This is a genomic window from Cecembia lonarensis LW9 (assembly GCF_000298295.1).
GTDB lineage: Bacteria > Bacteroidota > Bacteroidia > Cytophagales > Cyclobacteriaceae > Cecembia > Cecembia lonarensis.
The window spans coordinates 20,703-33,698 of record NZ_AMGM01000001.1 but is presented as its reverse complement, the minus strand read 5'-3'; the positions used below and the strand labels follow the sequence as shown (position 1 = coordinate 33,698).

The following is a 12,996-nucleotide window of genomic DNA, read 5'->3' as shown; positions in this document are numbered from 1 at the left end:
TATGAAGGGGATAGAGAGATTATTGGGTGAGCTGGAGTTACAAAGACTCCAAAAACAGACCAGAAGACATTTCCTGATGGATTGTGTGAGTAAGATGGGTGGTTTGGCACTCTTTCCTCTATTGAATGCCTGTCAAATAGGTTCTGGAAAAGAGGGGGTTCAAGGGCTAAATTTATCCGAAAGGGATTTAAATCCTTTGGCTTCTCTTGCGCCTCCATTTATCCCAAAAGTGAAGTCAGTCATTTACCTGCACATGGCGGGAGCGCCTTCCCAATTGGAATTGTTTGATTACAAACCAGAGCTTGCCAAATATGACAACCAGCCCTGTCCCGAATCCATGTTGGAGGGCAGGAAATTCGCTTTTATTCGGGGTGTTCCCAATTTGCTTGGGCCAGTGGCCAAATTCAGCCAGCATGGTCAATCCGGTGCCTGGGTTTCGGACTTTCTTCCACATTTTTCCAAGGTGGTGGATGAAGTAGCCTTTTTGAAAGCTGTTCATACCGATCAGTTCAATCACGGACCTGCCCAACTCTTTATGCATACTGGGAGCCCAAGATTGGGAAGACCAAGTTTGGGGAGCTGGGTGACTTATGGGTTGGGGACGGAAAACCAAAATCTGCCCGGATTTGTGGTCTTGACTTCAGGCGGAAAAACGCCTGATGCAGGAAAAAGTGTCTGGGGAAGCGGGTTTTTGCCCTCGGTTTATCAGGGTGTTCAATGCAGGTCAAAGGGAGATCCAGTGCTCTACCTCCAGGATCCGGAGGGCATCAATAGGGATTTAAAGAAAAAGATAATCGCAACCATCAATGTGATCAACAAAGAGGAGTTTGAAAAAGTAGGTGACCCCGAAATTTTGGCCAGGATCAATCAATACGAAATGGCTTATCGGATGCAGATTGATGTTCCTGAAATCATGAATATCAACGATGAGCCGGAATATATCCATGAACTATACGGAACCCGTCCCGGAGAAGAGGCTTTTGCCAATAATTGCCTTTTGGCCAGAAAGTTGGTAGAAAAGGGAGTCCGTTTTGTGCAGTTGTACGATTGGGGCTGGGACAGTCATGGAACTGAAAAGGATACCGCCCTTGATTTGGGATTTAGAAATAAATGCAGGGAAATTGACCGTCCCATGAGTGCTTTGCTTTTAGATTTGAAGCAAAGGGGGCTTTTAGAGGATACATTGGTCATTTGGGGAGGGGAGTTTGGACGAACCCCGATGCAGGAAAACAGGGAAGGAAAAACCATGGGCTTTAAAGGAAGAGATCACCACGTGGAGGCCTTTACCATGTGGATGGCTGGTGGAGGTATTAAAAAAGGAGCATCATTTGGTAAGACAGATGATTTGGGTTTTTCGGGTATTGAAGGGAGGGTTTCAGTCCATGATATCCATGCTACTATTCTTCATCTATTGGGATTTGATCATGAAAAGTTCACCTATGATTTCCAGGGAAGACCTTTCAGGTTGACCGATGTGGAAGGAGAAATCATCAAAGAAATTTTGGCCTGAGTTTATGGATTTTATTTTCTCCCTTTTTGGTCGTTTTCACCCTGTATTGGTTCATTTGCCCATTGGTTTTTTGATTCTTGGAAGTATTTTGGTTTTTTATGCCAAAAAGGAGAGCAAGGAATTTCTTCCTGCAATCAGGATTTCTTTCTTCTGGGGGACTATAGCGGCGCTATTTTCTTTAGTATCAGGATTATTACTTTACCTCAGAGAAGGATACAGCTTTGATACGGTGAGCAAACACCTGATTTTGGGTGTATTGACCACCTTGTTTTCCTTTGGTTTTTATCTTTATCTGAAGAACAAGGTCGATTTCATTGATTCAAAAGTGAGGGGGATGTCTGTAGGTCTAATGATCTTGTTGATGCTCACGGGACATTTTGGAGGGGAATTGACCCATGGATCGGACTACTTTACCGAGGTGCTACCTGAGAAGTTTCAGGAATTTTTAGGTATTTCAAACGCTTCAGAGGTGGCAATGATCAGGTTGGATGAGGAGCACTGGGGAGAGGCCATTTTTTACCAAGATGTCATCCGTCCTATTCTTTTCCAAAATTGTAATTCCTGTCATAATGAAAAAAACAGGAAAGGAGAGTTGGTTCTCAGTAGTCCTGAATGGATGGCAAAGGGCGGAAAGAATGGTCTGGTCTTAGATCAAAAAGAACTTATCAATAGCACGCTTTTAGCCAGAATGTTATTGCCTCTTGATGACAAAAAGCATATGCCGCCCAAAGATAAAAGACAGCCTTCCAAGCAAGAAATTGCATTGATCCAAAAATGGATAGCAAGTGGGGCTTCCTTTGAGGTGAGTTTGGCAAAGGCTGGAGTAGAGGAGGAAATGATCAACATGTATTTCCCGGAAGAAAGGGAATTTTTCTATCCTGAAACTGAGCTAAAACAATTGGCTGAAGATGCATTGCTAGGTTTTAGGGGATCAGGTCTTTTGATAGAGCCCATCAGTCAGGAATCCCCTTTGTTAAAAATCAGTGCCATCAACTTACCCCAAAATCAAAAGTTAAATCTTAAGGATTTCCAAGGCATTGCTTCATATATCGCCCACTTGGATATCAGCGGCACCGATCTGGATGACGCTGTTTGGAATGATTTGTTGGTATTTGAAAATCTGACGATATTAAAGATAAACCGGGTTGATATTGAAGGGCAGGGAATAGATGCTTTAGATCAATTGAAAAATCTCAAAAGACTTTACCTGAATTATTCTAGTCTTCAACTTTCTAATCTGTTGGCATTGGAAGATCATCCTACCCTGGAAGGTATATATTTTTATGCTACTCCGGCCTCCAAAGCGATTACCTCTAATGAAATTGTGAGGTTTTTGGCCAGATTGGAATATGGGGTGTATGAATTGCCTGTGCTGTCTTCGGATACTGTGGTGTATTAGGGGAAGTTTTAAAATTTGATTTAATTTTTTTTTATATCCGCTTCTTTGCCAGTATTCAAAAATTTACGGAATGGCCTCGGCTTCGCTCGGCCAACGGAGAAAAGATTTTTATAGAGAGGGGGTGAGGGAGTGCGGCTTCGCCGCACTCCCTCACCCCCTCTCAAATCTTAATGTTCCCGGACACCGAGCGAAGCCGAGGTGATCTTAGAATAAAATTTTGCAAGTTGTATAATTGTAGATAATCATATTAATTTCACTTGATCCCATAAAAACCAAATATTGACTCATGTTTTTACTTGTTATCAATTTTTGCTTATTGAGTCGTATATTTAAGTTAGGAATAAAAGTTTATGATTTTGTTTTGGAAAGGAATAAAAGGTTCTATCTATGAAAATGGACAAGAATCACTTTGAGATAAGATTACTTATTAAAGATGAAAAATATTAATATAAAGGCGATTGTTTTTCTTATCCTATTATGGAGTTCCCTAGAAGTGTCAAATGCCCAGTCCCTCCCCAGTATCCTGATCACTTACCATTCTGAATCCGGAAAAACACAAGCCATGGCAGAAGCTGTTGCAGAGGGAGTATCACAGGTTCAGGGTGTAAGCTATATTCTTAAACCCACCAGCGAAGTACAGCAACAGGAGATTCTCAATACCTCGGCCATAATTTTGGGTTCTCCAGTTTATAATGCCAACATGGCCCCCCAAATTCAGGAGTTTATCAATTCCTGGCCTTTTGAAGGCAGGCCATTAAAGGATAAAATCGGAGCGGTATTCGTCACCGGTGGAGGGTTTTCCATTGGTGAAGAAGCGGTGATGTTCAGTATGATACGGGCCATGATGATTCATGGTATGCTCATCGTAGGTGGGGATAAGGTGGAAGCTGCTTTTGGAGCTTCTGCCATCACAGGTGAAGGAGAATTCGATGGAAAAGAAGTTCAGGAAATCTTCTTGGAAAAGGCAAGGGGATTGGGAAGAAGGATAGGGGAAATAGTGGGGAGGTGAAGTTGAAGTGTTTAATCCAAATTCAATCCCCTCTACAAATCACATTGGCATGACGTGCCTTAATATGCCATTTTTCATCTTCCAAGATCCAGATATTGGTATATCGCCGCTGTACTTTCTGACCGGCCAAAGGGGCACCTTCTTTTGGATAAACCGTTTCCAGTCCCATGACTATCACCGTATTTCCTAAGTCCATCATCTTTTCGATCTCCCGCTCAAAGCCACTGTAGTTGATAATGCCTTCTTTCATCCGGTCTATCACGATAGATCTTCCCGTAATCACCATATTGAAAGGGTTATTGACCATAAAGTCCTCTGCCCAAATTTTTTCCAAAGTGGGATAGTCATGCTTTAAAATCGCAGTGATTTCCTCGTTTTCCAACAATTTTATTTGTGATTCTGCGTCAGTTTGGGAAAAAGCATTTCCAAGAAAAACCAACACCAAAGAGGTCAATAGGATAGAAGATTTCATAGCATCTAGGGGTTTAGGAGGAGCGAAGGGTTATTGTATAAATCTACATAAAAATTAGCATAATCAGGATGTGTAATACTGGAAAAAGGATTGATTATCACATTATTATGTGATATGTAATTGCGGGATTAATGGTTAGATTTAAAGAAAATTTTTATTGTAACCCTGCACTTTATGACTTTAAAAACCACGACTGAGATGGAGCAAATGGAACAAGCTCCAAAACCTGCTGTACTTACCGAGCGGATTGACATCATTGATATCATCCGAGGAGTAGCACTTTTGGGTATTTTGATATTGAATATTCCCTATTTTTCCATGGAAGAATACTTCACAGAGCCATGGTCACAAGATACCGCTAATACCAATTTTTGGGTACATGCGGTCAATGTCATTTTCTTTGAGGGTAAAATGCGGGCACTGTTTTCCATGGTATTTGGGGCAGGAATTGTCCTCTTTACCACCAATAAAGAAAAGGTGGGAAAATCTGCCACTTGGCTTTTTTACAAGCGCATGATTTGGTTAACCCTATTTGGACTTGCCCATGCCCATTTGATTTTATGGATGGGGGATATCCTTTATTTCTATGGACTGATTGGGATGCTTGCTTTTCTTTTCAGAAAAATGAAGCCCAAATACCTGGCCTTGGGGGTGCCCATTGTGGCGATCATTGGCTTTGTAGCAAGTACATTATTTATGCAAAACATCAGGGGAGAATACCTGGAGGCCAAAGCAGCCATGGAGAAGCAGGAAGCTGGAGCTGAGCTTAGTGAGGAGGAATTGGAGGCTATCGCAGCCTGGGAGGAAACAAGAAAAGAAATGATTCCCGACAAAGAAGAAGTGGTGGAAAACACAGCCCTGATGAAAGGAAGCTATTCCGACGTAGCCGGACATATCCGCCCTAAAGCTTTTGATGGGCAGACCAAGTACCTGATATTCTCCATTTGGGACATGTTGGCCTTGATGCTTTTGGGTATTGCTCTATATAAATGGGGCTTTCTGACCATGAAATGGACCACTGCCCAATACATCAAAACCATCTGGATAGGATATGGATTAGGCTTGCCCTTAGTGATATTTTCCTTTGTGTATAATACCATCCACTTTCCCAATGTGGAAGCAGGACTGAAATACATTGAAGAACATTCCATCATGTGGGTAAATTTGATCTATGATTTCCAAAGGATCCTCATCATGATGGCACATGTGGCTTTGGTGATTGTGCTGTATCAAAAAGGCTATTTTACCAGATTGATGAATGGATTAAGGGCTGTAGGACAATTGGCTTTTACCAATTACGTCATGCATTCGATCATCTGTACATTGGTCTTTTTTGGTTATGGACTCAATCAATATGCCGAATGGGAGTATTATCAACTCTATTACCTGGTGATCGGAATCTGGATTTTCCAATTGGTCATCAGTCCCATATGGTTAAAGTACTTTCTCTTTGGACCGCTTGAATGGCTATGGCGATGTCTGACGTATGGAAGGATACAGCCTTTTGTTAGAAAGTGAGGGGATAAAAGGGGGGATTTGCCCCCTTTATTTTTATTGATTAGCTTGTGTTGGCTTTATTAATCCAATCTTGGAATGGCGAAATGATTAGCTTCAGTTCTTCTAACAATGCTTTAAAGTCACGAAACCAAAGTCCAGTGATTAAACATAATTAACGAAACGAATCAAAAAACAATAAGATGAAACCAAGTTTACTGCGATTATCCCATGGAAGTAAATACCTTTTGCTAGGTATTATTGCTTTCTTACTCATTCCTTTTTTAGGCTTTTCCCAAGGTACACGCTTGCTTCAACAGCCGGATATCAGTGAAAGTCAAGTGGTTTTTGTTTACGGAGCTGATCTTTGGTTGAGCAATTTCGAAGGAGGCGAGGCCAAGCGGCTGACGAGTACCTCGGCGATTGAGCGGAATCCCAAGTTTTCTCCCGATGGAAAGCACATTGCCTTTTCTTCTAACCGCACCGGTGCTTATGCAGTGTATGTGGTAGGGGTAGAAGGAGGGACTCCCAGACAACTAACCTGGCATCCGGCGGCGGCAAATGTGGTGGGATGGACGCCTGATGGTAAACATGTGATTTACGAATCCAACAGAGACACTGCTCCGGTTGGCTATAGCAGACTTTGGAAAGTTCCTGTAGATGGAGGGCCTTCAGAAGCCTTTAATTTGCCAAGGGGCATCAGAGCGGCTTATTTGGGAGAGGAGCAATTAGTGGTCGAACCCATTTCCCGTTGGGATGTCACCTGGAGGGCTTATCGGGGTGGACAGAATACCCCTTTGCTCATTACCAATCTCAAGGATTTGTCAGAAACCAAGATTCCCAATGAGCGGACAACAGACATCCATCCCGTGGTGATTGGTGGAAAGGTATATTTTCTATCTGATAGGGACTGGATAAGCAATATCTGGTCTTTTGATCCAAGTAGTGGGCAATTGGTCCAAGAGACAAAATTTGAAGGTTCGGACATCATGTGGCTTTCCGGAAATGGCAAGCAGTTGATTTATGAAAAAGATGGCTTATTGCACCTTTTTGATCCTCAGGCAAAAACTTCCAAAGCATTAGAGATTCATGTCAAAGGAGATTTCCCTTGGGCAGAGGCCCGCTTGGAAAATGTAACCTCCCGTGCCACCAATGCCAGTCTTTCCCCCAATGCCAAAAGGATTATTCTGGAAGCCAGAGGGGAGATTTTTACCGTTCCGGTAGAAGATGGCAGCCCTCGCAATCTCAGCAGGACCAGTGATGCAGCGGACAGGTTGCCCTTATGGTCACCAAAAGGAGATCAAGTGGCCTGGTTTTCAGATGAGGGTGGCAAAAGTTATCAACTTTTCTTGGCATCACAGGATGGCCTGGGCGAGATAAGGAAGATTAGTTTGGGTGAATCCAAATTGGCTTGGGAACCTACTTGGTCCCCTGATGGCAAGTTTATCGCTTTTATCGACAATAAAGTTTATTTGAAAATATTGGAAGTGGCCAATGGCAACATCAGGACCATAGATTCCGGAGGAATCAATATCGAAAGAGGCAATATGCGCCTGGAATGGTCACCGGATTCCAAGTGGTTGTCCTATAGCAAAACCGGCCCCAATATGTTCCGGAGGATTTATGTCTGGTCGGTGGAAAAAAATCAAACCCAACCTGTCACCAATCCATTGGCAGATTCCTTTTCAGCGAGTTGGGATGCCTCTGGCAAATACCTGTATTTTTTGGCCAGTACCAATTTGGCGCTCGGTTCGGGTTGGGCCAATACTTCCGCCATCACGGCCGAGCCCAAGCATGGGGCTTACATGATCGTCCTTTCCAAGGAAGAGAAAAACCCTTTTCCACTGAAAAGTGATGAAGAGGAGGTGAAAAAAGAAGAGGAGAAAAAGGAAAATGGTGAAGTTGCCGTCAAAATTGATTGGGAAGGTTTGGAAGAAAGGACCTTGGCCCTTCCGGTACCTGTAAAATCCTACAGTTTTGTTTTGGCAGGGAAAAAGGGTACAGCATTTATTGCAGAATCAGGTGCGGGAGGCCCGGGCTTGACCTTGCATAAATTTACCATTGAGGGCAAGAAATTCGAAGAATTTACCAAAGGAGTAAGCCGGGTCAAGATCGCCCAAAACAGGGAAAAGCTGCTTTATTTTTCAGCAGGAAATTGGAAGGTAGTCACGGTGGACAAGAATCCAAGTCCCTCAGATGGCCTGGTCAAGATGGAATTGCGCATGGAGCTGGACCGCAAAAAAGAATGGGAGCAGATCTTCACGGAAGCCTGGCGCTATGAAAGGGATTATTTCTATGATCCAGCCACTCATGGCAGGGTTTGGGACGATGTCTGGGAGCGCTACAGCCCGTTGATCCCTTATATCCAACACCGTCAGGACTTGACCTATTTATTGGACCAACTGAATGGAGAATTGTCTGTGGGCCATAGTTTTGTGTTTGGAGGGGATTTCCCGGCAGTGGATACCTTGGCTACCGGACTATTGGGAGCAGATTATGAAATGGCCAATGGCAAGTGGAGGATCACTCGGATTTACACGGCTGAGAGTTGGAACCCAAGCCTGAAAGCACCCCTGTCCGAGCCTGGCCTGGATGTGAAAGTTGGAGATTATCTGCTTGCGGTGAATGGGCAGGAAGTAGATGCAAGCATGGATATTTATGAAGCCTTTAAAGGTACTTCCGGCGAACAGACCCTATTGCATGTAAACAGTCAGCCGACTATGCAGGGGGCAAGAAAACTCACTGTAGAGCCCATAGGGTCCGAAAGTGGATTAAGGCAGCGGGCATGGGTGGAAGACAACAGAAGAAAGGTGGAGGAGCTGTCGGAGGGCAAACTCGCCTATGTGTGGGTGCCGAATACCTCCGGAGCAGGATTTGAATCTTTTAATCGGTACTTTTTTGCCCAGCAGGACAAATTGGGGGCGGTTATTGATGAGCGCTTCAATGGGGGAGGGCTGTTGGATGATTATATGGTGGACCTGATGACCAGAACCTTGCGGGCAGCCATCACCAATGAAGTGCCCAATCCGAGACATTTCAGGTTACCGGCCGGTATCTTAGGGCCAAAAGTGCTTTTGACCAATGAACTGGCGGGGTCTGGAGGGGATTTCTTCCCTTGGGTATTCCGCAACCAGAATGCGGGGCCTTTGATCGGGAAGCGGACCTGGGGAGGATTGGTGAAGTCATCAGTGCATTATTCCTTTATTGATGGAGGTGCCATGACCTCTCCTGACAATGCGGTCTTTGATCCGATCAGAAACGAATGGATAGGGGAGAATGTGGGCATTGCGCCGGATATAGAAGTTTCGATCGATGCCAAATCATTTGCAGAAGGCAGGGATGTGCAGTTGGAACGGGGCGTGGAAGAAGCCCTGAAGTTGCTGGAGAAAGCGGGCAGCCAGGAAGTCAATGCCCCACCTTACCCCAGACCAGCAGTAAGGCCGGGGAATTAGGATGAATTTAGGAAAATAAGATAAGGCAAGCTTCGAAAGGGGCTTGCTTTTTTTGGTTTATAAAAGAGACTTGTCGTTTTGTAGTAAATTAGTTAGTTTTAATAAGCCCTGATAAAAGGTAAGGAAAAACCATACTTAGCTTACCATTTTTGGTTGGTTAAGTCTGATAAATATCAGGGGTATATACGAGTTATCGCTCAGTGTAGAAAAACCAAAACTGCAAAACGACAATGGGAAAAGAGTACATTTGTGTCCCTTAAAATATTTGAAATAGAAGTGACATCAGAATCGCAAAATATTGAGTTCAAAGTATCCTGGAGAGACGAATACCTAAAATGGATTTGTGGTTTTGCTAATGCCAATGGTGGTAAGCTGTATATTGGGAGTGACGATAAAGGCAAGGTTATAGGTGTTGACAACCACAAGAAACTATTGGAAGATTTGCCCAATAAGTTTCGGGATATTTTGGGCGTATATGCGGAAGTGAATTTGCAAGAAGAAATGGACAATTACTATCTTGAAATTATTGTTCCACGGTATGATGTGCCGATTTTCTGTAAGAGGTAAATATTATGTGCGTACAGGAAGCACTCTTCAGGAAATAACTGGATTGGCTTTGAACGAATTTATATTAAGAAGAACAGGAAAGACGTGGGATGATATTCTTGAACAAAGGGCTTCCATCAGTGACATTGATGAATTGAGCATTAAGCAATTTTTGAGAGATTCAAAGATTGCTAAACGGATAAATGTTGAAGACGATATCAGCATATCTAACTTGCTTGATAAATTGCGTTTGCTTGAAAATGGATATTTGAAAAGAGCAGCCATTGTCTTATTTGGAAAAGAGCCTGGGAAATTCTACCCGAACATGGCGGTTAAGGTCGGAAAATTCGGGGAAACGGATGCCGACCTGAAATTTCATGAGGTATTAGAAGGCAATCTGATACAACTTAAAGATGGGATAGGAGAATTGCTTAACGCCAAGTTCTTCATTCACCCGATTGATTTTATGGGAATGCAACGAGTGGAACTGGATGAATATCCGGTTGCTGCTGTCCGGGAGATGCTCCTCAATGCTTTGGTGCACCGCAATTATATGGGAGCACCAACACAAATTCGTTTATATAAGGATAATTTCAGTATTTGGAATGATGGTGGTTTACCTGAAGGAATTTCCGAAGAAGATTTGAAGAAAGCGCATCGCTCCAAACCACGAAATCCACTAATTGCAGATGTTTGTTTCAAGGCTGGATATATTGATTCTTGGGGAAGGGGAACAATCAAAATTATTGAAGCTTGTAAAGATGCAGGTTTGCCGGAACCGGTATTGAAAGAAGAACAAGGAGGATTCCTGAGCAAGATATTCAAAGACCGGTTTACCGAAGATCAATTGAAAATAAGTGGGCTTCAGAAAAGACAGGTTGAAGCAATCCTTTACACCAAAAAATATGGGGAAATTACTAATTCGAAGTATCAGGAGATAGCTAATGTTTCAAAAGCAACGGCTACAAGAGACATTAAGGAGTTAGAAGATAAGGGGCTATTGAAAAATATTGGAACAAAGGGATCGAGTGCTGTTTACAAACTAGGAGTTGGCTCATAGTTGGCTCAGTTGGCTCACAATGGGCTCAAGATTGGCTCAAAGGATTAAATAAATGGAAGAATCAAATGAGCAAAGAAGAACACCGAGGCGATAACATCACCTTGGATACAGAGGGCGGTTCATAGTAAATTAAAAGTTTAGTATATTTAAGAAGATAGGACAAGGTTGGAAGGGTACGGCACAGAGTGCCTGCCCGCCGTCTCCTAGCTGAATCCCATAGTTAATGCACACTGAACCCTTATTGACCTCAATCTAAAATAGAAATTAATAAAACCGAAAAAGGTGAATAAAAAGGACATTTATACCATGACTGATGAAGAGCTGGCAATCGAAGGACAAAACCTGAAGAAATCTAAAATTCTTCATGCATTGGCTATTGGTTTTCTGGCAGGGATCTTAGTTTTCGGTCTTATTGCTTGGGCTTTGTCTTCTGAGCAAAACTTTGGTTTTTTAATTCCAATGTTGATTCCCGTATTTTTTATCCATAGAATGCTTAAAAAGCCAAATAAGAACAAGGAATTGGAAGAATTATAGAAAAAACGTGGCTTAAGCTGATCAAAGATCTCGAGCGACATGCCATACTTTAAAATGAAACTTTCTGCACCCATCCACATAAACCGATCTTAGAAGCCTCAGAAAGACATTAGCTATGTTAGGATTTGCTTTTTTTGATATATTTTAATGGAAAATTAACCAAGTAAAAGCATTTTGGAATTTTTTAAGCAAGACTATTTAGATCAATAAAATTTAAGCCAATGAAAATTTTGATATTTATATTTCTTTTCCAAACACTATGGTATACTGCCAATAGTCAAAGTGGAGACATGCAGTTCCACGAGGTAGTCTTGTCTGAGAAAAAAAATAAAAATAAGCACCTACTTAAGGGTTTCAAATAAGGGTTAACTGCTGATCCAAAACAACCTAATGCATACATTGATAGGGGAATAGTATTACTCCAACTTGGTAAGGATGAAGAGGCAGTTAAGGATTTTACAGCGGCTATTAATCTTGATTCCACTCTAGTTATGGCATTTTACAATCGAGGACTTGCCAACATTGGCTTAACAAATTGGGAAAGGGCTATTGAGGATTTTACACGAACAATTGACTTAGAACCTGATTTTGGTCCAGCGTATAACAACAGGGGAGGAACTTGGATAAATTTAAATGAATTTGAAAAAGCAATTAATGACTTAAATCATGCCACTAATTTAGATTCCTAAGATTTTAAGGCGATTAATAACCGAGGGTTTGCAAAATTTAAGTTAATGGATTATGAAGGTGCTAATGCCGATTATCAGAAAGTACTTGTTTTAAACCCTGATCATCCAATAGTTTATTACAATTTGGCACTACTTAAGGAAAAATCTGAGGATTTTCAAGGAGCGATGACAAATGTAAATAGAGCTATAATATTAGATCGAAAATATGCCGATGCTTTTCATTTGAGGGGCAATATATTTAAGAGCCAAGGCCACTTTGAGGAGGCAATAAAGAACTACTCGAAGGTAATAAAACTGGACCCCTCACATTTTGAAGCATATTCCAACAGAGGTGTGGCCAGGGTAAGGAGTCAACGAAAAGATTATAAAGGTTCAATCAAGGATTTTACAAAAGCAATTGAATTAAAGCCAACTGAAGCTATTCCATATAACAATAGAGATCTCTCTAAGGCTAATTCAGGAGACTTTCTGGGTTCCCTAAAGGATTTTGAGAAAGCAATCGAACTCGATCCTAATTATGGTTTTTCCTATCGAAATAGGAGTAAATCTAGAATTCAACTTAATCAAAGGGAGGAAGCTTGTCTCGATTTTATGAAAGCCTTAGAATTAGGTGATCCAGCAGGTCCTGATCTCTTAAAACAGTATTGCGATCAGTAATAAATCAATAACCACAAGGAGTTATTTGCAACAAAATCAAAGTAGTGATCAAGGAAGCATTTCTGAATTGAATGAAAAAAAACCTTCTTTTCTAAATGATGCTTAAAAAGTTTGCTAAGTCTATTATTGAAAATAGACAATGGTATTTAATTTTACACTCTTCCTTTTGATTCC

11 protein-coding genes are annotated in these 12,996 nt (G+C 41.9%); 10 read left to right on the top strand and 1 reads right to left on the bottom strand.

The window, feature by feature from the left end; genetic code table 11:
• Nucleotide 1 precedes the first annotated feature (1 nt).
• The 3 genes from B879_RS00140 to B879_RS00130 all read left to right on the top strand — a co-directional run bounded on the left by B879_RS00140 (nt 2) and on the right by B879_RS00130 (nt 3,918).
• The gene (locus B879_RS00140; RefSeq protein WP_009183085.1) at nt 2–1,510 is read left to right on the top strand and encodes a DUF1501 domain-containing protein; all 1,509 of its coding nucleotides are present in this window, start codon (nt 2–4) and stop codon (nt 1,508–1,510) included.
• A 4-nt stretch (nt 1,511–1,514) separates the two neighbouring features.
• On the top strand, nt 1,515–2,909 hold the full coding sequence (locus B879_RS00135) for a c-type cytochrome domain-containing protein (RefSeq protein WP_009183084.1): 1,395 nt from the start codon (nt 1,515–1,517) through the stop codon (nt 2,907–2,909).
• 433 nt (nt 2,910–3,342) lie between these two features.
• Nucleotides 3,343–3,918: a flavodoxin family protein gene (locus B879_RS00130; RefSeq protein ID WP_009183083.1), complete on the top strand. Its 576-nt coding sequence runs from the start codon at nt 3,343–3,345 to the stop codon at nt 3,916–3,918.
• 22 nt (nt 3,919–3,940) lie between these two features.
• Here B879_RS00130 and B879_RS00125 read toward each other — a convergent pair whose 3' ends face one another.
• On the bottom strand, nt 3,941–4,390 hold the full coding sequence (locus B879_RS00125; protein ID WP_009183082.1) for a nuclear transport factor 2 family protein: 450 nt from the start codon (nt 4,388–4,390) through the stop codon (nt 3,941–3,943).
• A gap of 174 nt (nt 4,391–4,564) precedes the next feature.
• Here B879_RS00125 and B879_RS00120 point away from each other — a divergent pair, with 174 nt between their 5' ends.
• From B879_RS00120 to B879_RS00095, 7 genes are all read left to right on the top strand, one after another.
• Nucleotides 4,565–5,908: a DUF418 domain-containing protein gene (locus B879_RS00120; protein WP_009183081.1), complete on the top strand. Its 1,344-nt coding sequence runs from the start codon at nt 4,565–4,567 to the stop codon at nt 5,906–5,908.
• 179 nt (nt 5,909–6,087) lie between these two features.
• Nucleotides 6,088–9,336: a S41 family peptidase gene (locus B879_RS00115; RefSeq protein ID WP_009183080.1), complete on the top strand. Its 3,249-nt coding sequence runs from the start codon at nt 6,088–6,090 to the stop codon at nt 9,334–9,336.
• A 249-nt stretch (nt 9,337–9,585) separates the two neighbouring features.
• Nucleotides 9,586–9,903 (top strand): AlbA family DNA-binding domain-containing protein, encoded by a 318-nt coding sequence (locus B879_RS23060; RefSeq protein WP_238542048.1) that lies wholly within the window; start codon nt 9,586–9,588, stop codon nt 9,901–9,903.
• A complete protein-coding gene (locus B879_RS00110) occupies nt 9,875–10,942 on the top strand; it encodes an ATP-binding protein (protein WP_238542047.1) in 1,068 nt (355 codons plus the stop codon). The genes B879_RS23060 and B879_RS00110 overlap by 29 nt, the downstream gene beginning before the upstream one ends.
• A gap of 306 nt (nt 10,943–11,248) precedes the next feature.
• Nucleotides 11,249–11,476, top strand: a complete 228-nt coding sequence (locus B879_RS00105) for a hypothetical protein (protein WP_202949551.1) — start codon at nt 11,249–11,251, stop codon at nt 11,474–11,476.
• Between the two features lie 398 nt (nt 11,477–11,874).
• Nucleotides 11,875–12,165: a tetratricopeptide repeat protein gene (locus tag B879_RS00100; protein ID WP_083847911.1), complete on the top strand. Its 291-nt coding sequence runs from the start codon at nt 11,875–11,877 to the stop codon at nt 12,163–12,165.
• Nucleotides 12,166–12,210: 45 nt separating this feature from the next.
• On the top strand, nt 12,211–12,822 hold the full coding sequence (locus tag B879_RS00095; RefSeq protein WP_009183075.1) for a tetratricopeptide repeat protein: 612 nt from the start codon (nt 12,211–12,213) through the stop codon (nt 12,820–12,822).
• The last annotated feature ends 174 nt before the right edge of the window (nt 12,823–12,996 follow it).